Source organism: Marinomonas sp. 15G6-16 (assembly GCF_055809555.1).
In genome coordinates this window covers 2,422,551-2,447,187 of record NZ_CM147916.1, presented here as the reverse complement: position 1 = coordinate 2,447,187, position 24,637 = coordinate 2,422,551, and the positions used below count along the sequence as shown (strand labels likewise).

The 24,637-nt window shown below is 41.7% G+C and carries 21 protein-coding genes; 1 reads left to right on the top strand and 20 read right to left on the bottom strand.

Going from position 1 to position 24,637, the window contains the following annotated elements; translation table 11 throughout:
- Nucleotides 1–85: 85 nt before the first annotated feature.
- Complete coding sequence (locus AC0L46_RS11705) at nt 86–658, top strand: DNA-3-methyladenine glycosylase I (RefSeq protein WP_473503776.1); 573 nt, start codon at nt 86–88, stop codon at nt 656–658.
- Here AC0L46_RS11705 and pseG read toward each other — a convergent pair.
- From pseG to flgB, 20 genes are all read right to left on the bottom strand, one after another.
- A complete protein-coding gene (gene pseG, locus AC0L46_RS11700) occupies nt 655–1,665 on the bottom strand; it encodes a UDP-2,4-diacetamido-2,4,6-trideoxy-beta-L-altropyranose hydrolase (protein ID WP_473503774.1) in 1,011 nt (336 codons plus the stop codon). The two genes, AC0L46_RS11705 and pseG, sit on opposite strands and share 4 nt — an antisense overlap.
- A gap of 6 nt (nt 1,666–1,671) precedes the next feature.
- Nucleotides 1,672–3,780, bottom strand: coding sequence for a motility associated factor glycosyltransferase family protein (locus tag AC0L46_RS11695; RefSeq protein ID WP_473503772.1), 2,109 nt, complete (start codon nt 3,778–3,780; stop codon nt 1,672–1,674).
- Nucleotides 3,773–4,066 carry a hypothetical protein gene (locus tag AC0L46_RS11690; RefSeq protein ID WP_473503770.1) on the bottom strand — a complete coding sequence of 98 codons (294 nt, stop codon included), beginning with the start codon at nt 4,064–4,066 and terminating at the stop codon, nt 3,773–3,775. Before AC0L46_RS11690 ends, AC0L46_RS11695 begins: the two co-directional genes overlap by 8 nt.
- Nucleotides 4,066–4,500 carry a flagellar export chaperone FliS gene (gene fliS / locus AC0L46_RS11685; RefSeq protein WP_414680559.1) on the bottom strand — a complete coding sequence of 145 codons (435 nt, stop codon included), beginning with the start codon at nt 4,498–4,500 and terminating at the stop codon, nt 4,066–4,068. The genes AC0L46_RS11690 and fliS overlap by 1 nt, the downstream gene beginning before the upstream one ends.
- 39 nt (nt 4,501–4,539) lie before the next feature.
- The gene (gene fliD / locus AC0L46_RS11680) at nt 4,540–6,165 is read right to left on the bottom strand and encodes a flagellar filament capping protein FliD (protein ID WP_473503768.1); all 1,626 of its coding nucleotides are present in this window, start codon (nt 6,163–6,165) and stop codon (nt 4,540–4,542) included.
- Nucleotides 6,166–6,205: 40 nt separating this feature from the next.
- Entirely contained in the window at nt 6,206–6,628 is a 423-nt protein-coding gene (locus AC0L46_RS11675; protein ID WP_414680561.1) for a flagellar protein FlaG, read from the bottom strand.
- An 83-nt stretch (nt 6,629–6,711) separates the two neighbouring features.
- A complete protein-coding gene (locus AC0L46_RS11670; RefSeq protein ID WP_414680783.1) occupies nt 6,712–7,596 on the bottom strand; it encodes a flagellin N-terminal helical domain-containing protein in 885 nt (294 codons plus the stop codon).
- Between the two features lie 2,513 nt (nt 7,597–10,109).
- A complete protein-coding gene (locus AC0L46_RS11665) occupies nt 10,110–10,994 on the bottom strand; it encodes a flagellin N-terminal helical domain-containing protein (protein WP_473503766.1) in 885 nt (294 codons plus the stop codon).
- A gap of 573 nt (nt 10,995–11,567) precedes the next feature.
- Entirely contained in the window at nt 11,568–13,130 is a 1,563-nt protein-coding gene (locus tag AC0L46_RS11660) for an HD-GYP domain-containing protein (protein WP_473503764.1), read from the bottom strand.
- Between the two features lie 21 nt (nt 13,131–13,151).
- Entirely contained in the window at nt 13,152–14,462 is a 1,311-nt protein-coding gene (gene flgL, locus AC0L46_RS11655) for a flagellar hook-associated protein FlgL (RefSeq protein ID WP_473503762.1), read from the bottom strand.
- Between the two features lie 4 nt (nt 14,463–14,466).
- Nucleotides 14,467–16,443, bottom strand: coding sequence for a flagellar hook-associated protein FlgK (flgK, locus tag AC0L46_RS11650; RefSeq protein ID WP_414680567.1), 1,977 nt, complete (start codon nt 16,441–16,443; stop codon nt 14,467–14,469).
- A gap of 109 nt (nt 16,444–16,552) precedes the next feature.
- On the bottom strand, nt 16,553–17,539 hold the full coding sequence (flgJ, locus tag AC0L46_RS11645; RefSeq protein ID WP_473503759.1) for a flagellar assembly peptidoglycan hydrolase FlgJ: 987 nt from the start codon (nt 17,537–17,539) through the stop codon (nt 16,553–16,555).
- 8 nt (nt 17,540–17,547) lie between these two features.
- A complete protein-coding gene (locus AC0L46_RS11640) occupies nt 17,548–18,636 on the bottom strand; it encodes a flagellar basal body P-ring protein FlgI (RefSeq protein WP_473503757.1) in 1,089 nt (362 codons plus the stop codon).
- Nucleotides 18,637–18,691: 55 nt separating this feature from the next.
- Nucleotides 18,692–19,540 (bottom strand): flagellar basal body L-ring protein FlgH, encoded by an 849-nt coding sequence (locus AC0L46_RS11635; protein WP_473503755.1) that lies wholly within the window; start codon nt 19,538–19,540, stop codon nt 18,692–18,694.
- Nucleotides 19,541–19,553: 13 nt separating this feature from the next.
- Nucleotides 19,554–20,339 carry a flagellar basal-body rod protein FlgG gene (gene flgG / locus AC0L46_RS11630; RefSeq protein WP_347982666.1) on the bottom strand — a complete coding sequence of 262 codons (786 nt, stop codon included), beginning with the start codon at nt 20,337–20,339 and terminating at the stop codon, nt 19,554–19,556.
- A 62-nt stretch (nt 20,340–20,401) separates the two neighbouring features.
- A complete protein-coding gene (flgF, locus tag AC0L46_RS11625; RefSeq protein WP_317004862.1) occupies nt 20,402–21,145 on the bottom strand; it encodes a flagellar basal-body rod protein FlgF in 744 nt (247 codons plus the stop codon).
- A 129-nt stretch (nt 21,146–21,274) separates the two neighbouring features.
- Complete coding sequence (locus tag AC0L46_RS11620; protein WP_473503753.1) at nt 21,275–22,972, bottom strand: flagellar hook protein FlgE; 1,698 nt, start codon at nt 22,970–22,972, stop codon at nt 21,275–21,277.
- Nucleotides 22,973–22,985: 13 nt separating this feature from the next.
- Nucleotides 22,986–23,693, bottom strand: coding sequence for a flagellar hook assembly protein FlgD (locus AC0L46_RS11615; protein ID WP_473503751.1), 708 nt, complete (start codon nt 23,691–23,693; stop codon nt 22,986–22,988).
- Nucleotides 23,694–23,703: 10 nt separating this feature from the next.
- The gene (gene flgC, locus AC0L46_RS11610) at nt 23,704–24,153 is read right to left on the bottom strand and encodes a flagellar basal body rod protein FlgC (protein ID WP_317004866.1); all 450 of its coding nucleotides are present in this window, start codon (nt 24,151–24,153) and stop codon (nt 23,704–23,706) included.
- 5 nt (nt 24,154–24,158) lie between these two features.
- A complete protein-coding gene (gene flgB, locus AC0L46_RS11605) occupies nt 24,159–24,551 on the bottom strand; it encodes a flagellar basal body rod protein FlgB (RefSeq protein WP_414680573.1) in 393 nt (130 codons plus the stop codon).
- Between the last annotated feature and the right edge of the window lie 86 nt (nt 24,552–24,637).

Here is a 24,637-nt window from a genome sequence, read left to right as displayed (position 1 = left end):
TTCATGAGGTTTTGACCTTCAGCTCTAACTTGATCTAAAGTCTATTCATCTCATTATAAAAGCCATAAATCGCGGAGTGTCATTCATGGAAAAAGTACGTTGCTCTTGGTGTTTAGGATCGCCCGAATACATTCATTATCATGATACCGAATGGGGTGTGCCTGTTTACGACGACCAAAAGCTATTTGAATGCATTGTACTAGAAAGCGCTCAAGCAGGTCTAAGCTGGATTACCATTTTACGAAAACGTGAAGGTTATCGAGCGGCATTTTATAATTTTGATCCAATCAAAGTAGCCAACATGACGAAAGAGGATGTGGACAGATTAGTAGTAGATGAAAGCATTGTTCGACATCGTGCTAAAATAGAAGCCACCATTAATAACGCCAACGCTTTTTTAAAGATTGTAGAGGAGTTCGGTTCTTTCAGTGATTACTATTGGGCATTCAGCGACAGAAAAGTCATAAGCAACATAATAAATACACACGAAGATGTACCAGCGGTAACTGAAATATCAACGAAGTTTGCAAAAGACCTGAAGAAAAGAGGCTTTAAATTTCTTGGCGCAACGACCTGTTATGCGTTTATGCAAGCGACTGGTATGGTAAATGACCACTTACAGGATTGTATCGCCAGAGAAAAACCTTATGTAGCTTAGTCGGAACCTCTGCTTTGTACCTTTTCAAGATGTGTATGAATCGTTTTTGCTACTCGGTTCGCACCTTGATCATCCACTAAACTCTGCGCTGTTTTACGAGCTTTTTCTTGCCATCTTTCATCTAGCCATAAGCTGTGCAGTTGTTTAACAAGAAGTGTTACTCGCTCTTTCTGGATATCCGGAGTGACACCATCAAAACGGACTGTGCGACACCAATCTAATGGAAGATGCTGCTCCAATGATCGTGTTTGATTGTCCGCCACTTGTGCAAAGACAGTAGGAACCCCCAAACAAGCTAACTCAAACAAGGTTCCACCAGCGGCAGAAATGGCCATTTTGGCGCGGCTCATCAAAGGCGTTACGTCTGTCACGCCCCTTTCAATTTCTATACTTTCCTTTTGACAGAAGGTCATGACAGATTCGGCATTCACTGCGTTCTTCCCAAGCATCACCAAGATATTTTCTTTGGGGAAACCCGAAGACAAAAGAGACTGCAAAATAGGTAAAGTGAGGGCAAGAGGGTCAGTTCCTCCTAAAGTAATCAGCAGCTTATTAGGACAATGTTTTTCCATTGCCTGTGTTTTTAAAGCTTGGGAGAAATAGGGTCTTAATAAAGCATATTGACTGCCAGTGAGAGGATACTGAACAGAGGAAGCGTACATTTCATTCAATGGATTTAGCACCCAAGTAGCCGAAAAATCGCCTCTATCATTCATATCATCCAGCACCAGTAAATTCTTTTGATGCTGGTATAAACGGTTAATGTCTGAAGCTTGATAACCGTAATGATCTAAGATCACCAAGTCAGCCTGTTTCGCTAATGGCAGGAAATCTGCTTCTGAATCAATGATTCGGTCGCTCGCGTCTGAAAGCTCAGCATAATGACGATGAACGACAAACTCACAACGCCAACCCAAAGCTTGAAATGCGTGAATCAATGCTTGGCAACGAACTCTGTGCCCCATGCCAATTTCGACAGAGGCATCCGCTCGGATAAAGGCTTTCACTTCCTATTAGCCATTATAATATGTGATGAGGTGATCGTTACCTTCATCAACGTATTCAGAGGCTTGTTGAAGCATGCTTGGCATTTCCTCTAAAAACTCACTCCACTGTTCGAACAGGTGACGAGCACGCATCACGGTTTCCTTTTCATTCTGATATTTAAATATAAATTGAATGATCAAGAAGGAGGAATAAGTAAAGGAGCCAATCAACAGGTCATAAATATGACGATGAATACTGCCTTTTAAAAAGTAAATATGACGATGATGCGACCAAAGTAAATCACACACTTGCTCTCGCGTTGTGATGTTTTCATCCCACCCTTGTTGCAAGGTGCGACTGATTTTACGGAAGTCATCCACTGAAATAAGCGCTTCGGCAGATTGGTTTAACAACATTTCTGGCGGCTCAGTGAAAAAGGTACGCTCCAAAATATCAATCACTTCTTGATGGTTGATTTTTGGGTCCATGATCAAAACATCTTCAAGGTGCAGCGGCGTTACGCCTTCTATTTTAGCACCATCAGACAGGTTGAAGCTGGCAAAATTTCGACGTTTATTGAGCTGCCGCGTTAATGATTCAAGCTGCACTCGTGAAGTATCCATCATTCCTGTGGCAAAAATAGTACCGCCGAAATTGCCTTCGCGCTCGACCAGTTTTGCCTCTTGGAAAGTTTGGAAGCCAGATTCTTTACCATCTTTGTAATAACCACTGTGCACAGAATGATGGCTCGTCTTGTCTTTAAAGCCATTATCAACGCCAAGATAATAAACGTTATTAAAACCAAAGAAATGAACATAGGATAAAGCTAAGTTCGCCACGACAGGGTTACAATAATTCAACTGCACGTATTCTGTTGTGTCACCATGGGAGCGAGCTTGGCTTAGCATTAAAGAGGTAATCGCTTCACCCGGCTTCATCGCCATGCCAGAACGTTTGAAGCAATCGAAAAGACCTGGATGCATCACATTGACAGACAAGCCCCAAATTTTATCTAGATAATCTTGGTCCAAAAATAGGAACTTATCGACCGTCTGCTTCAATCGTTCAATATCCACATGAATATCTGGTGTTACACCTAGCTTCTTCAGTGTATTGATCGTCGAACCACAGCAAATCAGCAATACTTGGTCTCGAACTTCTTTAACTAACTCAATACCTTGGTCCAATGATGGGCCATTTCCTAAAATGAACACTGGAATATCTTTTACCCATTTAGGTAAAGCATCTTGCCCAGGAAAATGAGCAATTTTCGTTTTAGGCAGTGACGTTAATCCTTGTGCAATACCGATCAAAGCATCATCAAAAAAGCCCCACCCCATTACTTGGCGTGCGTAATGCTTTTTAAAGTAATCAATAGCAGCATTATTTTCTAAGCTGGAATAAGACACATACAGGTAGGTTTCTGGCGCCATGAAGTAGCCATTTTCTTCTAGCTGATGAAGGTATTTGTCAGTAAAGTCTTCAGCGTTTGTTCCTAAAAAGAAATGTATTGTACGGCCATCATTATTGAAGGTTTCTAAGACATTCTCCCATTCAATGGCAAACAATGAATAATAGAAAAGGTCCAGATCACGCTCATATATGTACAAATGTTTGATAGAGCGTTGCGCAAGAATCGCTTCTAGCTGGTAGCCAAATTCAAGACCAAATAGGATTGTCGAGCCAACAAATTCAGGCCAGCCTTCTGATTCTTCAAGGCCCTGTAACTGGATTTTAACCTGGTCGAGCATTTTATTGCTGTAATGAACATGACGGCTCGGATGATTCTCAGTCCGCTCTAAATTCAATACCGTTTTATTTGGTGCTTTAAAAGCTTGAGCAACTTTCTCAGCAGCTTCTTTTCTAGGGTTCTCGGTAAAAAGTGGAGTTCGAGTATCGTCACGAAAGAGGTTTAAATCGCCACTCTCTTCCATATAAATATGACGTTTTTGAGGTTGGTAACCTTGAAAAGATTCTGAGATATGCGGCATGATCCGAGAAAATACCGTCATATTACGGATGTATCGGTCGGTCAATTCTTGATCATGCTCTTTGAGGCGTTCTACACCTTTTTCAAATAAGGAAACAAATGCTTCCGCATACTCAAGAGAAGGTGTTGATTCCTCATTACGCATTTTTTACGCCTTTATATTTCCGGACCCCTTTGCGGGTTTTATTCGTTATATAGAGTTGTCGCTGCATTTCTTTATGCACATCACGAATAAGTTGTGTAGCAGATTGATGAATAGTGATGAATTGCTTTATTTTGTTGTTACTTTCTTGGTCGTTCGGAAACGGTTTGATAGTGCGAATGAAGCTGTCATTTTCTTCGCATAACAGCTGTATTCTTTCAATGTCTTTGTCTATCACACATTGCTCTAACTCAGCACTTAACTCCGTTAAGTGAGACACATCAAGCATTAAACCGCCTCAACTCGAGCTTCGTTTCTTTCGTCATACGCAGCTTGTTTATCCGCAGGGGAAATCTGATCCCAAGCCCCTTTGATTTGTAAGAGTAGTCCCATAACCTGATCAATGATTGAGATATCTTTAGTGGCACTCGCTTCCGTGATGCGCACAGTCATATATTCATACAAGGATTCAAGATTATCCACTAATTCTGGGTTCACATCTCTATCTAACGCATCTCTCAGTGCATTAATAATTTCAACAGCGCGGGTTAACGAGGCTGATTTGCCTTCCCAATCAGAGCGCTCAATACAACCTTTACCTAAAGCAAGCTTTTCAAGTGCACCTTGCATTAGCAGTTGAATGATACGATGAGGATCAGCGGAAGCTAAGTCAGACTTTAATGAGTCTTTTCTATAAGCTTGGATCCCTTTACTCTTGTACATAAATAACCCCATTACGTCTGTATTTCAATTTTTTATAAATTACATCTGAGCTAAAACAGTATTTAAATAGTTCCCTTGAGCATTCATATTCGCCAAACGAGAATCTAAACCTGTGAACTTGTCTCGAAGAGATTCTTCATATCGAACCATACGGTCTTCGTAATCTTCTAATCTCGTCTCTGTGTTATCAATCGACCCTCGAACAGATTCTTTTAATGAGTTCGTCATTCCTGTCGTGCCAGTATAATTATCTAAAAGATTTTCTAGAGACTGGGCTAATCCATTTTCACCTGTCATTAGAGATACAATATCGCTGTACCCTCTTTTGACTGCATCATCAAATTTGGCGCTATCAAAACTCAACACGCCTTTATTATCCATTTTGACACCAAGGTCAAAAATCGATGTAAAAACACCACTGTCACTTCGTCCTGTCATTAACTGAGTTGACAAAGACGACTGCAAATTACGGAGCATACTGTTGCCATCTAAGGCTGCATTTTTTCCTGTACTTTGCTTAAACAAGTTAACCATTTCATTGTATGACTGAATAAACTCTTCAATGGTTTCTTGAACTGTTTTTTGGTCAAAGCTGACGTCTACTTTTGTCGTTTCATCAGTGACGGCCAATGCTTCGATAGACAAACCAGCAACAGCATTATCAAAGGTATTTGTCTCGCTTCTAATCTGAATGCCATCGACTGTAATAACAGCGTCACGGGCTTGTTCTCCCAGTGGCGTATACAATCCCGCAAACATACCTTCTGTAGAAACACTGCTTAGACCACTGAATGAACCGCTTGTTATTGCGACTTCATCATCGTCTTCTTCAGGCTCAGAAGTATCTTCTTCCTCGTCTACAGTTTGTTTAACGGCGACTTCTTCTATTTCTTTAACATCATCTTCAGGAATTGGGCCATCATTTGCGAAATCTACATCATCGCCGGCTAAATCCAACTCATCAGGTTCTTCTATTTCTTCTGGTTCTTCTTCAACAGGAGTTTCGTCTACGACAGGTTCTTCTACCTCGTCTTCTTCAGGAATCGCTTCTTGTTCAATAGGTGAAGAGTTGAAGATGCGTAGCGTATTTCCGGCACCTTGAATTGTCGATGTTGCGGTAAAGAAGAGGTTTCCGTTGCCATCGTCCACTAAATTAGCAGATACACCAAAGTTATCTTCCGATGTATTAATTAAGTTACGAAGTTCAGAAAGGGTTGTTCCGGCAGCAACATTAATTGAAAACTCATTGTCGCCTGCTTTTAGGGTAAGAGTATCGTCTTTCTTTGTGATGACATCGTCAGCGGAAGTGAACACGCCAGGAGCCGACATAACACGACTGCCTTTAGCCACTTGATTGATGTCAATTGAATAAGATCCATTTGAGGCAGTATTGTCTGTGGTAATAGACATGACTTCTTCGCCTTCTTTTTGAGCTATTTTTGCATCACGCCCAGTAAAAAGGTCTTCGTCATTTAAGGTTTGAACTGTACTTTTAAATGTATCAATAGCAGAACCAACCTGCCCCAATGCAGATAGTTCCGCTTCATATCCATTGATTTGGGTTTGATAAAGTCGAACTTTTGCGTCTTTTTGAGCGCTCACCATTTCTTTTACGAGGGATTCCAGATCTAAACCAGACCCGGCACCCAATGAGCCTATAGACATAACTTTATCTCCTAACGTATCTACATTATTTGCTACCTAATCATGCCTCACTATTTACCAAGGTTCCCCTGATATCGCTAAGCTGACTCATAATAGCATCAATTCTTTCAGACATTTTGAGAAACTCTTCCGTCGGAATCTGGCGGACGACATCTCCTGTCGACTGATCTAAAACTTTAACTATATTTTGCTCTCGTTCTTCCGTCATTTCAAAGGTTAACTGCACATTCAATTGAGACATTTGTTCATTCATCATCTCAATATCACGTGGTTCAACTTTAGCAGGAGAACTAGAAGAGCGGGCATCTTTGCCTTCTTGATCGGTTTTTGCTGTATCGGCCATATCCTGAACGACTTTAGCTTTTGCCTGACGGATCGTTGCGAAATCTTCTGCCGCCCTTTGCTCAGGGTTAACAGAATAGCCTATGCTTTGTTTAGAAAAATCACTGGTATTAATAGACATCCAAGATCTCCTCCAAATAAACAAAAGCTGAGACTACTTAATAAGTAAGTCCCAGCTTTACTTCCGTGACCATCTTACCTAGCTTAGCCTAAAAGAGACAAAGCTGTTTGTGGACGTTGGTTTGCTTGAGACAATACAGAAGAACTTGCTTGCTGAAGGATTTGCGTACTTGTTAGTTTCGCAGTTTCTTCCGCAAAGTCAGCATCACGTACACGAGATCGTGCAGCAGATACGTTTTCTGCAATGTTACTTAAGTTACTGATAGAAGAACTAAAACGGTTTTGAATCGCACCCAAATCTGCACGTTTAGAGTCAACCGCACCGATCATAGTGTCAATAATGTCGATCATACTTTGAGCGTTAGCAACAGAAGATACAGATGCACTTGTTACACTGATTTGTGCAGTCGTTGCGTTGCTTGATAGACCAGACATAGTGAAACCACCATTACCAGCGTAATCAATTGAGTTAGCTGCACCACCAACTGTCATACTGAAGCTGATTGTTTGGTTTGAATCAGCACCTACTTGGAAAATACCTTCGTACTCACCAGACAAGATTTTATCACCACCGAATGTTGTGATATCAGCAATACGGTTGATTTCCGTAGACAGCTGTTTGATTTCTTGTTGGATAGCAACACGGTCATCATCAGAGTTAGATCCGTTAGCAGACTGAATCGCCAAAGTACGCATACGTTGCAACATACTTGTTGTTTCGTCCAAAGCACCTTCAGCCGTTTGCGCTACAGAAATACCATCATTCGCGTTACGTACTGACTGGTTAAGACCATTAACCTGAGAAGTCAATCGATCCGAGATTTGAAGGCCTGCGGCATCATCTGCAGCGCTGTTGATACGCTGACCAGAAGACAAACGCTGGTAAGAGACATCCAATTCATTACTAGAGTTCATCAACGCACGCTGCGCGTTTAAAGATGAAGTATTTGTATTTACGTAAAGAGCCATCATAGCCTCCTAAATTTTCATTAAGTCCTGCAAAGAAGCAGATCGTATTAAGGTTTTCGACAAGAGTTTGAAAACCTTTAGTCAATTTCGGAAAATATTTTCCTAAAGCCGGAAAAAACCTTCCCAATATTCGGCAATAATCTGCCTAACTAATTGTTTTAAATGAATTTAAAGCAATTAAATCTTTTTCTCTTTTTTTCATAAAAAATGTATTTTTCTCATCGAAATCGACATTTCTTACACAAAAAAGAGCATTTATCCGGGTTATTTCGTCTAACCAGTACTTTAAACAAACAAAAAACTGACTAAACAAAACCGCCACCGAAACAATCTGTCACCTTTCCTTTCTTTCAAATTCAAAAAAAGGCAAGAAGACACCTAATTAAGACAAAAAGCATCCGCTTTTTGCCACAAAGATAATCCTTTCTTCGACACCTCAATTTCATGGTGGCTAAAGCCTTCCAGAACTCAAAAGCGCACCTAGAATTAACAACAGCTAGCTGTCGAAATTTTGTATTTTTCCCCGCGAGCATCAGCAATACTCAAGAGCTAAAACTCTCATTGAGTAAACATTTGCCCTCGCGTAAATGTGTTTCTTTTTGAGTAGCCATTTTCAATACACGGATTTATCCGTCTAAACCTACTTTCCAAAGCACACAAAGAAGCTTTTTAGCTATAAGCCCCAAAAACGACTTGTAGCTTTACCTGCCTTTTAGCCAACACTGCTCCGCTAACAACTTTTCCAGCAAACCATCCGAGCCTTTTTTGGATCGATAAAAGTAGGCGGCAAATGCTCTGTCACAAACACAAGTCACAACAAAGCCTTCATTCAAACCACAAAAATCGCCCAACTAAACCGTCCAAACCTGCTCACATATTTCAGGTACAGAGCAGCCATAAGCATTGACGATTTACAGCCACACAAAACCTCGCAAAAAAAAGCATCAATGTTCGCTCTGCACAAATGTTCACTCAGCAAAAGCAGGCTTTTCACAAGCACAGCTAATATCAAGACAATTCAGTGACTCGCTCATCTGGACAGGCTCTTTTAAATACAGCCATTCACTCACACATAAACCAGCCTTCAGCTTTAAGCCAAACATGCACTTATTTCTCGATCATGTTCTTTAACAAACATAATCCTGCGAACACTCTGCGCTCCAGCTTTCCAGCCACACAAAAAATACGCGCCAAATAATCTAGCCATAGATCACGCACGGCTCTCATCGAGCCCCTTTAACGGATCAACCAGTAAATCGAGCTTAAAATCATTGGCACTATTCCAGGCACAAGTGGCCAACAAGCATTCAAGCTTCATAAGCATCGAGCGCTCCATCCAAAACATCTAAGTCCGCCGCTTCCAGAAATCGAGCCAAGCAAGAAAGTACCTATCACTACTTTCAAAGCGTACGAATCCATTCACCTGAACACGTCTTTTTAGACACACCCAAGCCGTCATACCTAAATGCTCTTAAGCCTGAGGCAAACATATGTCTGTCCTCTGTGTTTTTCTTTCGTCATCAATATTTTTCTAATAACCTGTACTCCAATCTTTTTCTGCTTAATAAAAAGCCATCAAAAAGCCGTTATAAAAATGCACAACAAAGCACTCAATTAAGCCTTTGGCTTAACCCGTAAGAAATGTGAATCGAACCCACTAACAATGTTTTCAAACACAGAGCCGCAGGCAAACGCATACATTTCACGGTCATCTACAAGCCTCACAAAAAAGACCTAGTTCTATCGCGTACAAGTATTTGCTCTACAAAAGACTGCGCTTTGCAAACATCACTTACATCAAGGCAAGCGGATTCGTTCATCTGAATGTGCTTTTTAAAACACACCCAAACCATTAGATGTAAACAGCTCTTTAGCTCACGACTAAACATGCGCTTACGCTTCTATGGTTTTTCTTAACCATCTTTGTCTTATGAATAATCTGTACTCCAATTTTTTTTCGCATTAGCCAACAGCACAACACTCTGTTGTGAGTCAGCGTTGCTAACAAATTTTTATAGGCTCAAATAGCTAAGAACGCGCAACATCTCCCAAAATGAAACATGCCACTCGCTCAAATACCGCCCTCTTAAAACCGCCTTTACTGATCAACTCACCACCTCTTACTTGAAACAAACAAGTGATGAGCTGAAAAATATCACTTCAATAAAAACCTCTAAGATTCTTCTTACCGTTGTTTTGCATAAGAAGCCCATATCAAAGTCAGCCAAGGACAAAAAGCGGTTACCTTTCTTGATCAACTTCACGCCATAGCTCTCTTTGATATAAGCCTCACCCTTCTCTTCATCCCCTTCAAAACCTCTTAAAACATTCCCCAAACAGTGAAAAAGCCAATATTTAGGTAAAAAAATGCCGGGTGAAAAAATCCACCCGGCTTAAGAGGCACCTCTAGGAGAGAGAAGTAGCCTGATTCCCGAGACAATACTCGAATATTTTGAATAAGCAGCAGTCTAGTGCTGCTTTACATCATCCAGTTTTATTTAATTATTTATCAATTAATTCCCTAAAAGAGATAATGCTGTCTGTGGACGCTGATTTGCCTGAGACAGAACGGTACTACTCGCCTGTTGCAAAATTTGCGTACTTGTTAGATTTGCAGTCTCCGCTGCAAAGTCAGCATCTCGCACTCGTGCACGAGCGGCAGAAACGTTCTCAGAGATGTTACTCAAGTTGGTAATGGTCGAACTGAAACGGTTTTGTATCGCACCCAGCTCAGCTCGCTTATAGTCCACCGCTGCAATCATAGAGTCGATAATCGAAATCATACTCTGCGCGTTTACTATCGTTGATACAGAAGCTGTCGTTTCACTAACTTGAGACGATGCCTGATTTGATAACCCGGACATGGTGAAACCATTATTCGCTTGGTAATCAATCGAGTTATTCGGCCCACCAAACTCCATTGTGAAACTGATTGTTTGGTTTGCATCCGCACCTACTTGGAATATCCCTTGGTAAGTACCGTCAAGTAAGTTAGCGCCACCGAATGTTGTTGTATCAGCGATTCGGTTAATCTCTTTCGATAGCTGTGCCATCTCTTGCTGTAGTGCCACACGGTCTTTGTCTGAGTTAGACCCGTTTGCCGCCTGAATAGACAAGGTACGCATACGTTGTAGCATGTTAGTTGTTTCGTCCAAGGCTCCCTCTGCAGTTTGCGCTAGAGAGATACCATCGTTTGCATTTCGTACAGATTGGTTCAAACCATTAATCTGTGAGGTCAAACGATCGGAAATTTGAAGACCCGCAGCATCATCTGCTGCACTGTTAATTCGACGACCAGAAGACAGACGTTGAAAGGATGTATCAAGGTCTCGACTGGAGTTATCCAACATACGCTGAGCGTTCAGCGAGGACACATTAGTATTTACGTATAAAGCCATTTTTTCTCTCCTAAAAATATTTTATTATCGAGACAACCTTTTGATTTAATTATATATTTGGTTTTTGTCTCTTATTAAAGTTATCGACACCTTAGCGTTGACCTTTAATATTTTTTTGATTTTTTTCATGTTTTAAAACTTTCTAAAACATAAAAAAGCGTCACTCAAAGTTATCGTGCAAGGGGTCAATAACTTTAAAAATAAAGGCAAAAAAAAGCGTAAATAGACGAAAAAAATCAAAATGTGAAAAAAGCTAAGAAAAAACACATAGAACACTAAAGTTTTCAGAAAAACGGCCTCAATAATCAGCACAAAAAGCAGGCAAACTGATCAAAAATGAGACCCTATAGAATAGAAATTACAGAAAAGAAAAACGCAAAAAACAGGTTTTACACAAAAAATAAGAAATGAACGGTGAACGGTGAACGGTGAACGGTGAACGGTGAACGGTGAACGGTGAACGGTGAACGGTGAACGGTGAACGGTGAACGGTGAACGGTGAACGGTGAACGGTGAACGGTGAACGGTGAACGGTGAACGGTGAACGGTGAACGGTGAACGGTGAACGGTGAATTATGAGATATGATCGATAAATTGCAACTTCAGAGACTGAGGGTCAACTTCTTTCTCTATCACCACCTCCGTTCTCAAGTTAGCAGACTTATTCAATTCAATATCTGAAGGCTCAATAAAGGACTTATTCGTCAGACTATAAACTTGACGTACTAAAGAAGGCTGAAAAGCTTTATTTAATGTCAGAACAAAACCAACTCGTCCATTTGATAAGGCAACACAAGAACCCACTGGCACATTGCCTATATGCTTCAGAAACACACTTAACAACTCTTTATCAAATGCCAAGCCTGATTCATCGCGCATTTTCCTCCAAGCCTTAATCGGCCCCATAGACGGTTTATGAGGTTGCTCAGAAGTCATGGCATCATAAGCATCAACAATGGCGGCAATCTTTCCATAGACGGAGATTTCTTTATCCTGCTTACCTTCAGGGTAGCCAGAACCATCCACTTTCTCATGGTGGTCATACAACATTTGGTAAACCGCTTTTGGAATACCTTCACACTTTTGCAAGATTTGCTCACCAAACTGTATGTGTTTGCGAAACAAATCAAACTCCCCAGAGGTCATCTTTGTCGTTTTAGACATCATTGCGCTAGGCAAACGGAAACGTCCTAAATCAAACAATAAGGCACCAAGGCAAATCACTTCCATATAAGCATTGGAAAGCTTTAAAGCCTTTGCAAAGTGAATTCCAAGAACCGCCATCCCCATAGCATGCTGCTCTAAATAAGTAGAAGCATCTTTGATATGGCGAATGGCCATTAAGGAAAAGTTATTGCGAGTATGTGACTCAATAAGACGACGACAGAACTTCATCAGCTCAAGTATCTCTAATTGCTCACCTCGTTTGAAAAGTTCTACTTGCGCTGATAATAAAATGTGTCCGTCTTTGAACAGCTTAAACGCGGTTACCGTTTCATCATCAAAGGAGGTAGGAATGTATTTACTTTCAACATGTTTTTGTCGAGCAGCCGATACTTTTGCCTCGCTTTGGGCAACTTCAGGCGTCGGTTTAGGCGTTTCTGCTGCTGGCGCTTCAGCAGGACTTTTTCCTTCGCCTTCATCATTCATACGAGTTTTATAGCTGAGAATATAGTCTCTGGTATGCTCATTTAACTCTTGTCGAAAGTAACGGAATAGACTCTGCTTTCTGGTGTGCTTCGCGCGCAATTCTTTGGTATTAAAGTCCGGCTGAAGTTTTTTTAAGCTTTTAACAGAGCGACCTGTTGCAATAGACATGCACAAGAAAAGGAACCGTTCCTGAGCATCATATAAACGCTCGCGGCGGCTATTTAATAATTTATGATCATTAGCATAGTAAGGGTCATAAGGAAGAAAAGGAGCATCTAGAGTAGAGCTTAAGACATCAAATGCCACCTGTCTCATGGCAATGCTGACCACTCGTTCTTTTCGGCCATGCAGTCCAATCAAGGTTTTCACGCGCTTACTGTTTAATACTTTTGGCTTGATCTCCATAATGTCGAGTATTTCATTAATATCAAAATACCCAACATTAATATCAGCTCCAAAGCATGACTCTACATTAAACGCCGGCATTGCTTACCCTATATCCAAAACTTACATTTGATTAAACAGCGACAAATTACTGATACGCGAAAATACTTTTTGAGAGGCAGTCAACGCTGACTCTTTCATAGATAACTCTGTTGCGGCTTCAGAAATATCTAAGCCACCAATTCTATCTTGAGCAGTTGCGTTTGATAACTGATTAGCTGAACTAAAATCTTCTCTATCTTGAAGAATATTTAATCTTGCACCGACATTAGATCGGCCCTCACCCACCATACGCTGAGCATTATTAATACTGGTTGTAGCATCAAAAAATGCTTGTTCACGCTCTTCTGGTGTAGAGAACTCATTCTTTAGAACATCAAGGGTATCATTAATTTCGTTTAAAACGTTATCACGTCTTGGCTGATCTAAAGAAATATCAACCGCAGCCCCTGGCTGCCCTCGAAGAAGGAATAACATACCACCAAATGTAATCGGCTTACCGGCAGTATAAGAACCAGACGAAACAGTTTCACCATCGCTGTTCACGATACTGTAAGTACCTGGAGTACCATCAAATGTTCTACGTCTTTGCTGATCTTCTCGATCATTAGAGCCTATATAAAGGTAATCGTTTAAATCAACGCTTTCACCTTCTTCAAGTACAGGCGAAGTGGTCAGAAAATATCGATTAGAATCAGGATTTTCTGGATCGTAATGATCTTCCATGAATTGATCAAAATCACCTTGGTTTTGCACTTTTGCAGATAAAGAAACATCCCCAGTAATCAAATCAGAAGAAAAGGACCGGTTAGTCCAGATATCTTGAAACAGCTTTTTGCCTGAATCTGTTACTGGGATTTTCATACTTTCTGAAATTTGAGCAAATTTTTGCCCTTCATTTCCAGTCCACTCGTAACGTCCATTGCTGTTTAATACGAAAGGAGGCCCTAACGAATCAGTACCCGCAAAGATATAACTTCCGTCTGCACTTCTTGCGTTCATCAGTTCTGCCATAGATTCCGTTATCATCGAAATCTCTTGTGAGATGGCATCAAGGTCTTCTTGAGTATTAATGTCATTCTGTGCCTGAATGAAAAGCGTACGCACTTCATCAAGCGAGTCATTCAAGCTATCTAACGCCACTTCTTGATACTCAAGATTACTGGTCGCCATCTTCATCGCATCATCGAACAACTTAAGCTTATGCGTATCAGCTTGATACATTAGCACTTGGCTAGCACCAACAGGATTATCGCTCGGCTTCACAATATCAGTTTGCGCAGCTATTTTTTCCTGAACATTTAATATTTTTTCATTTGCCTGACCAATAGCTCGACTCGATTGACCATAAATTAAATTATTTGTCACTCGCATAAACTTACCTCATTATCCCGAGCAGTGTTTCAAACGTGGTACGAGCTGCCGTCACGACTTGCGCAGAAGCAGAGTAAGACTGCTGATATTTAAGCAGGTTGACTGCTTCTTCATCTAAGCTCACTGCGGACAACCTATCTCGACGAGCCATGCTGTCATTCATGATAATTTCACTCGACTCGGCATGCCCTGCAAGTTCCGCTGTTTTACTGCCCACATACGAAACAAAGCCTGCGAAGGCTTTTGCTAAGCTCGCTTCACCTTCAACAAGCAATTTATTTTGCAAGTTTACCAATGCCACACCATTGAAGTTATCGGCAGGACCTACGTTATCTGTACCAATAGAAAACTCATCACCAACTTGAGGGCGAGAAGACACAGACACATCAAAGCCTGCCTCACTCGCCAATCCGGCTTGCTCTAACAAATTACTGTAATGCGTTACATTTTTCACTTCAGCCAATTCAGTACCCGACGCATCATGCACGACGTATGAAGTCGGCGATGTGAAATAAATTTTATGCGGTGCATTTGGATAAAGCGTCGCATCAAATGCAAAAGCTGAAGTGTTTGGATCTGTGTTTGTGATGGATTCGAGCGAAATCTTTGCGTCAGACAAGTTACTTGAATCTGTATCCACACCAATTGGTGCACTTAACGCTAAAGCATCACCATTCTTCGCATAAAGTGCCAAGTTCTTTGCGGCATCTTCTGTTGGAATAAAGCGGAATTCATCGTTGTCATCAATTTTATCGAAATCTTTAACTCGGATATCTAAACCCAGCTCATCAATTTTATAATAACCATGACTGTCCGGTGTAAGCACTGATGGATCGAATATCACAGACGGTCCATTTGCCCTGCCATTTGCATCGTATTTCGTAATAGCGAATCGATCATCATCCGTTCTGGTTAATTCATAGGTATCTTTCGTAATTTTGGCAGATTCACCCGCAGAGACGCGAACAGATATATCCGACAATTTGTTTAAATTGTCCTGAGTTGAATAGATTTCAATATCGCCTAACGCAAAGAGATCTCGACCAAAGTTACCATTCGCATCAAGCCCTTTGGCATTCTGTACATTCATTGCATCAGCAATCGAAATAGCATGCTGTCCTAAAGTACGATCAGCATATTCACTGAACTCAGATCTAAAGTCGACCAAACCACCAATGCTACCACCAAGCTCATTGGTCTTCAGCGCCACATTGTAATCACCAAAATCCACAACTAAACGTATCTTTTGAGGATCTAAAGGATCAGGTAGTACTTTAAGTTCTGTCGGATCCTGATTCATGACCACAGGCTGACCATTCTTCAACTGAACCGTCATTAAACCTTTGTCGCTAAACTGAACTTTGATATCCAAATATTGAGATAACTCTTTTGCTAACAATTCTTGCTGATCTCGCAATTCATTAGCAGGGGAAATAGAAAGCCCCTCTTCTCTTAAAATCTTGCCATTAAGGTCGGATATTTTCGTCGTAATAGTATTGAGCTTTGTTAAGGACACAGACAACTGCTCATCAACCAGCTGCTCTTGACGAGAAACAATACTCGACAAGGTTTGATATTGCTCAACAAGATTATTTAAGCTGGAGTAGGCAAGCTCTCTCAAAGAAGAAGATGTCGGATCGTTATTGGCAGTCTGCAAGGCATTAAAAGCTTTATTCAAATAGCCAGTAAGCGCAATACTGTCTTCAGCTAGCAGGTTATCTGCCACCGTCATCATTGAATGATAAGTATCATAATAAGCATAATCGGATTGATCAGATCGCATCTGAGCGCTGACAAAATTATCAACAAGACGGGAAGTATCATGAATAACAACGCCACCAACAGGAGAGCTGGTCGTATCGGTTCGCTGACGGCTATAGCCTTCAGTATCCACATTGGCTGTGTTCTGCCCTGTCGTATTAATACGAGCATTACTAGACTGAAGTCCAGTCAAACCAATTGAATATAAACCTGAGCTCATTTGCTCACCTCTAGTACGTTGTTCAAGAAATAACTCACATCTTAATTTGTCGCTTTAAGACAGTTACTGCAAAAACCTTACCAAAAGTAATTTTATGAGTTTTTTATTTCTACAACCCTTGAAACCACTCGCTTTCAAGGATGCTATTTATTTTTTCAGAGTACTTAGGATCCGTTGCGTAACCCCCTCTCTGTAGGGAAGCGGCAAACATTGACGCGTCGTCTCCAGACTGAAGGGCATCTTTATACCGTTCACTGGAACTTAGGAAATTAGCGTAATCATCGAAGCTTTGACTAAAGGAATCGTAGGCTCGAAACGCGGCTTTTTCACGCTTAGCAACACCGTCTCGAAACTCTAAAGTATTAACAACCGCCCGGTCTCCTGACCAACGACTATCCGCCTTAATACCGAATAAGTTAAAGCTGGCTGCACCATCTTCTTTAGCAATGGGATACTTCCCCCAACCTGTTTCAAGAGCCGCCTGAGCCAGTATTGCTTTAGGATTAACACCAAGTTTCTCTGCTGCTTGTTGGGCATGAGGCCATAAGCTCTCAACAAATTCATCTGGAGAATTAAATACCACAGATAAGGCAGAAGGCGGCGTAACAGAATCACCACCAGAAACTGTTGAACTGGCGTGATTGCTCGCTTCTTTTTGAACTGCTTGAACAAACTCTGTAGATGCTCGCTGGGCAAGCGCTTGAATTCTCAATAAATCTTGTTTTGCCACTTGGTTAAGGAAATCTGTGTCTCCTCGCTCTTTTGCAGCAAGTGAACTGGCTTGACCTTGTTGAGTCTGATATTGACGAATTAACGCCTCAGACAAACCAATTCCTCCACTGGAGGAAAGGCTCTGTGACATTTGGGAGTCCATCATGTCCTGGTATTGCTTGGTCTGCGTACTAGAAAAAAGGCCACTTCCAATCGCCTCATTCGTACTACGCATATTCTTCAGCAGCATGTTAATAAAGATAGACTCAAACTGCTGAGCTACTTCTTTTAACGCAGCATCAGGGTCTTTTTGAGCTTTTGTTTTTAACGCCGTAAGGTTCGAAAAGTCAGCAAAAAAATCTTGATTCGATGGAACAGAGTTCATAAAACGACCTATATAACGACTAAGTCTGCATTAATGGCGCCAGCCTGTTTTAAGCCTTCAAGGATCGCCATCACGTCACCAGGCGCAGCACCTACTTGGTTAACCGCTCTTACAATATCATTCAATGACGCACCTGGGTCAAAAACAAACATATGACCACTGTTATTGCCTATCTCAATTCCTTCACGAGGCGACACAATCGTTTCCCCACCTGTCACAGTTCCATCCTGACCAACAGTCGGAGGCACTTCTTGAATCGTCACAGTCAGGCTGCCATGCGTAATTGCCGCAGGCGACACTTTTACATGCTGACCAATAATGATCGTACCTGTGCGTGAATTAATCACGATTCGAGCACGCTCTTCTGCCACATCAACCTCAAGGTTTTCCAGAATGGATAGGAAAGTCACACGCTGACTTGGATCTCTTGGTGCTGTTACGCGAATGGATGTCGCATCAAGCGTGGTTGCCACGCCATCACCCAATAAATTGTTAATTTTATCTGAAACCTGTTTAGCGGTTGTGAAATCGGGACGATTTAGATTGAACGTCAAGGTATCGCCAGAGTTAAAGCTACTCGGAACCACTCGCTCAACGCTTGCGCCATTAGGGATACGACCAACCGTCGGGATATTCACAGATGTTCGTGAGCCATCCGCACCATTCGCTCCTAATCCACCAACAACTAGATTACCTTGAGCGATCGCATAAACAGCCCCGTCCGCCCCTTTCAAAGTTGACAGAAGCAAGGTACCGCCACGTAATGCGCTGGCATTACCGATAGAAGACGCTGTGACATCGATTTTTTGGCCCGGCTTTGAGAAAGCAGGCAAAGTCGCTGTTAAGGAGACGGCCGCCACATTTTTAGAGGTTGCACTTACACCCTCTGGCAAGGTAACGCCGAATCGAGACAACATACTGGCAAAACTTTGGTTAGTAAAAGGCGTGCTATCGCCTGTGCCATTTAAACCAATCACCAAACCATAACCAAATAATTGGTTTTCACGCACACCTTGAACACTGGTGATGTCTTTCAGTCGTTCCGCTTGCGCTGAAAAGGACAAAAGATATAAGACAATTAGCGTTACGTATTTCATTACATCACCTATTGAAAGAAAGTGTCTTCCGTTTATTTATATCATCAAATTCAAATTAGTAAGGCATATTACTGGAATTCAGCAAACGACTTACCCAACCTTGCTCACTGCCTGCCGCCACATCGCCAGTACCAGAGTAGGTAATACGAGCATCCGCAACACGCTCAGACTCAACTGTGTTATCAGGTGCAATATCTTGCTTACGAACAATGCCAGAGAAGCGAATATATTCATCACCTTGATTTAAGCGCAACCACTTCTCACCACGCACAGCTAACAAACCATTAGGGTACTCTCTAAATACTGTTACCGAGATAGTGCCACTTAAGCTGTTATTCTGGTTAGCTGAGGCATTTCCAGTAAAGTCCGTGCCTTGCTGTGGCAAGGTTGTATCCACTCTCAACTCTTCACCTAACACAGTTGGATTTTCAATCGTTGCAGAAGATGATTTTGACACAGTCGCAGCATTCGCTTTGGTTGAAGTCGTCGTTTCATTCAGGTTGATCGTTAGGATGTCACCAACTTTACTGGCCTTTTGATCACCAAAAAACACATCCCCCATCCCCACCTGATATATTCCGCCTGTTGGCGCTTGTGAAGGACTCATTCCATTTGGGTAAACAGGCGTATAATAAGGGTCATCGGATTGAATATTTTGAGTGATAGAAGGTCCGTTTAAAGGATCATCTCCATCAGGAACATATCCTTTTCGAGCATCCTCCTCTGGTTCAGCCTCTTCCGCTTCCTCCTCATCCGTTACTGCGTCAATCACCGCATCTGCAACAGCATCTGCCGCACCAGCTGCTGCCGCATTCGCCACCGCTTGTTGATCTATGTCCCATGTCAAACATCCCGACAAGGTCAAGCTGCATAAAATCAAAAGGAGAAATTTAATCTTCATCATATTCCACACGCTATTATAACTGCTGTATCGCAAAGCTCATCATACCATCCGCTGCAGAAATCACTTTCGAATTCATTTCATAAGCGCGCTGGGTGGTAATCATATTAACCAACTCTTCAATAGAGTTTACATTGGAGGCTTCCAACATACCTTGAGCGAGAGTACCCAAAGAGTCTGTTCCAGGAACACCTACTAATGGCGGCCCACTCGCATTTGTCTCAGTGAAAATATTCTGACCAGATGCACTTAACCCTGTAGGGTTAATAAAACCTGCAATGTTAATTGCACCGACTTCTTGTGCATCTGCTTCACCAGACATTCGAACAGAAACGATGCCATCTTCGGCAATCATGATTTCAATGGCATTAGGGTCTATTTGAATACCTGGCTCTACCACCAATCCACCAGAAGTTGCTATTTGCCCTTCACTGTTCAACTGAAGACTGCCATCTCGGGTATAGCCGATTGTTCCATCTGGCATCAAAACCTGTAAAAAACCTTTTCCTTGGATAGCAACATCCAGCTGTCTATCTGTCATGTTGTAATCGCCGTTAGAAAAGTCTTTCTGCGTCGCTCCAACCTTAACACCTGTACCCAATTGCAAACCTGAAGGTAATTCAGCATTCTGAGCACTCAAGCCACCAGGCGCTCGCACTGTTTTATACATAAGATCTTCAAATACAGCGCGGTCTTTTTTGAAAGCCGTTGTCGAAACGTTAGCCAAGTTGTTGGCCACCACGTTCAACTGCTTATCCATTCCACTTAAACCAGTCTTACTTACCCACAATGCTGAATTCATAATAGCCTCTGTTATTCTATCTCTGATAACAATTATTTATTGGTACTGCCTATCAATGAAACTTAAGAAGTACGTTGTAATATTCGAGCTGATGAATTGGCATTCTCTCGAATGGCGTCCATCATTTTGACATTCATTTCAAATCGTCTCGAAAGGTTCATAATGTGCGTCATTTCTTCCACCGCATTCACATTACTACCTTCAACAAAACCAGATACCAACTTTACATTCGGATCCAACTCAAACGCTTGACCATCACGAGAATGAATCAGACCATCTTCTTCTTTTCGTAAATTCTGAATATCTGGGTTCACTAATTTAATTTGATTCAATACCGCCACTTCATTGCCTGCGCCACCTTGAGGAACAATAGAAATCGACCCATCTGATGTGATATTGATACTATCCAAAGGTGGTAAAAATATAGGCCCATCGACACCGGCAACTGGCAAACCTCGTCCTGTCACAAGTTGCCCTGCGGCATTAATTTGCAAGTCCCCGGCACGAGTGTAAGCCTCTTGACCACGCTCATCATAAACCGCAATAAAGCCTTCTCCGGCAACAGCCACATCCATATCTCGGCCAGTTTGAATCATGTCGCCTTGGGTATAACGTGTCGCTGGGTTTTCTGTCATAGCGTACACACGGCTTGGGTGATAATCCCCGTAAACCTGCATAGAGCGGGCTTGTTCAAAGTCAGAACGAAAGCCTGTTGTACTGACATTTGCCAGATTGTTAGCGTGTATCGTTTGAGCATTCATGGTTTGCACACCACCACTCATTGCTAAATATAAGGCCTTATCCACTGCCGCTCTCCTAGAAGAATTTGTTTCATTTAATTAATACATATCAAGAATCGTACCAACTTAAAAAATAAACAAAAAAAAGCCGAAACAACATAGTTGCTTCGGCCTAAATCTTCTCTCTCCAGAAAATTAACGAAGGTTTATTATCGTCTGTGTGACAGTATTTTCTGTTTCTAATGTTTTACTGTTTGCTTGATAATTACGCTGTGCCTCAATCAATGCAACCAATTCAGACGTTAAGTCAACGTTAGACTCTTCTAACGCTCCACCTTGAATTTTTCCTAATGTGCCGCTATTTGGACGACCGATATCAGCAGGACCAGAACTCTTACTGGCCAACCAAGACGTATGGCCATTAGGCATAAGACCGTCAGTACTATCAAAGGTTGCCAGGGCAAGCTGGCCAAGAGTTGCCGTTTGTTGATTTGTGTAGTTCGCCACTAAGAAGCCGTCGCCATCAAAAGAAATACCTTGCAGCTCACCAGCAGAAAAACCATCTTGATCAAACGTATCTGTATTTTCCAATGCATACTGCGTAGAACCATTTAGATCCAACGGTGTGATACGACCTCGGTTTGTTGGATCCAACCCAAGCACTTCTAATGCAATAGGTTCAGCAACTTCAAATGGAGGCAAACCTCGATAAGCACCAAGCAAGTTACCTGCCGCATCAAAAGACACAGAAGTATTGCTTTCCAAAAAGCGAGTCTCTGCACCTGTAATAGGATCTTCAAAAGTCTCTTCGCCATCCATAGTCACACGCAGTTCATAAGTATTATCTTCACCTTGCTTGATAAAGTAATAACCTATGGTGTGAGACTCACCCAAAGCATCATAGACAGTTCGTGTATTACTGTAGTTGTAAGTTTCAGGCTTAAGCGGATCAAATACTTCACGACCTACAGAACTTGAATCTCGAACTTCTTCAGGCGCTAATGTAGAAGCAATCGCGACGCCACCCAATGTACCTGCTACCGCCAAAGGTGTTTTGGTTCCCGCTTCAATATCGGCAGAGGTTGGCTCTGCGCCTCCGATATATAAAAGCTCAAATGGTGATTCATTATTTCCATCACCATTGTAATCCGTGCCACCTTGAGCCGAATTAAAAGTCGCAAAGGTTTCACCCATAAACGCAGCGCCAGTATCATCTAACATTGCACCATTCACTGTGGCGTGAACCTTGTAAGTGTTTGGCAACTCACTCTTAGAATAGTAATAAGTCACTATGTTTGTTCTGCCATTGGCATCAACAACACCTTGAGTCTGAGTGAAGTTATAAGTATCAGGATCAAGCGGATCAAACTCAGCTTTTATGTATGGAGGGACATCTTCATTTTTAGAGTTCAAGTTAACCTTTAAAGACATTTCTGTCGTTGGCTCTGGAGGAATACGGTCATTTGGTATTGTCATATCTTCCAAGTTACCACCAATGATCCCGTCAACGGCGTTGTAACCCTGCACATGACTGCCATCGTTCGTTACCAAGAAACCATTTTCATCTAATTTAAAGTTACCTGCTCGGGTATAAGATTGAGCAACACCAGCATCTAATACAAAAAAGCCAGCACCATCCACAGCAATATCGAGGTTATTATCAGTATAAGACAAGTTACCCGATGAAAACTCTTGAGAGACATTACTCACGCTCACACCAGAACCAATACTGTTACCACTACCAGCACCCAAAACACTTGTATTGTAAAGGTCATCAAACTCTATACGAGATTTCTTGAAACCCGTTGTGTCGGCATTGGCAATGTTATTACCTGTTACACTTAAATAATCGGCAGAAGCTTTAATGCCAGATAGTGCAGTATTGAATCCCATAATACTCTCCCAATTACCCTAAAATTTCTAATTCGTTTGTGAGTTTGATTTTGCCGTGGTTTTCCACATTCAAAACGGTTCCATCTTCGCCATTAATCGTAACGCCTTGGATACGTGTCGGTAGACGTGTTGTCATGGCTGAGATTTCGCCTTTATCATTTGTTGATGATGCTGCGAAGCGATATTCACCAGGCGGCAAAATATTTCCTTCATCATCTAACTTGTCCCATTTGTAGTCACCTGAGTTCAGCGTAGACGTACGAACAAGAACATTATTTTCATCGTATATTTTCAGTGTGGCCGTTTTAGAGTCTTCTGGAATCGTTGTCTTCAGCTGAACATCATCAGAGCCTTCAGAGATTTTTGCCGTACTTCCTTCCATCAAAATAGATCGCCCCACTAAAGTGGAAGCACTAAGTGCTTGGTTAGAAGTCAAAGACGTTGCCATAGTTTCAAGCTGATCTGATATGCCAGTTAAACGCTCCAAAGAACTAAACTGTGACATCTGAGCCACCATATCATTCGCATCTTGAGGCGAAGTTGGATCCTGCCCTTTAAGCTGCTCAATATAGAGCTTCAAAAACACATTTTGATCCGCTAAGGCGCCTGTTTCTTCTGTCGAGGCCGCGGGCTTTTCAATACCAGCTTTCGCTTTAGCCGAATCTGTCCCATATTGGGAGATCAGATTACCTAGGCCTTTAGTGTCAGATATATTTGCCATCTGTTAGCTCCTACGACTGTCCAAGTGTGAGCATTTTCTGCATCATACTTTTTGCCGAGTTCATAATTTCCACATTCGTTTGAAAAGATCGAGAAGCTGACATCATATCTGCCATCTCTTCTATTGGATTCACGTTCGGATAGAACACATACCCTTCTTCATTTGCCATTGGATGATCTGGTTCATATCTAGGCTGCAACGGCGCATCAGATTCAACGATGCCATCTACTTTTACACCCACACCAGCACCGCTGTCATCCATGCTGGCATTGCTCCAACCAAATTCACGCATACTGTCATTCATCATCTGCGAAAATACAGGTTTACGAGCGCGGTAGGTCTGATCTGCTGAACTAGCAACACTGTCTACGTTTGCCATGTTGCTGGCCACTGTGTTCAAACGTACTGTTTGAGCACTCATTGCCGATCCAGAAATTGTAAAAATATTACTTAAAGACATCGTTATTAGTTCCCAGTAAGCGCTTTTTTCATGCCACTAATTTTTCTATCCAAAAACATAAAGCTTGTATCGAACTGCAAGGAGTTTTGTGCATATTCTGCTTGCTCTCTTTGCATATCGACATTATTTCCATCCAAAGAAGGTTGATTAGCGTTTCGATACAAAAGCGCATCCGAACCTGACGAAAAACCTTCTCCTGAAATATGCTTAGAATTTGTACCCGCTAATTTCAGTTTGCTGCTAGCATCGTTAAGCATAGAATCAAAGCTGATGTCTCGCGATTTGAAGTTAGGCGTATCAGCATTGGCGATATTATTAGCAAGCACTGCCGCTCTAGCGCTTCTAAACTCTAGCGTCTTATCGTGTCCTGCAAATGCACTCGCAAAAGATATAGCCATTAAACCCTCAAACTAAAAACATCATAAACTAAACAAGATAAAGCAATTATGATGCCAAAATAAAATAACTATATAATTCAATGGGT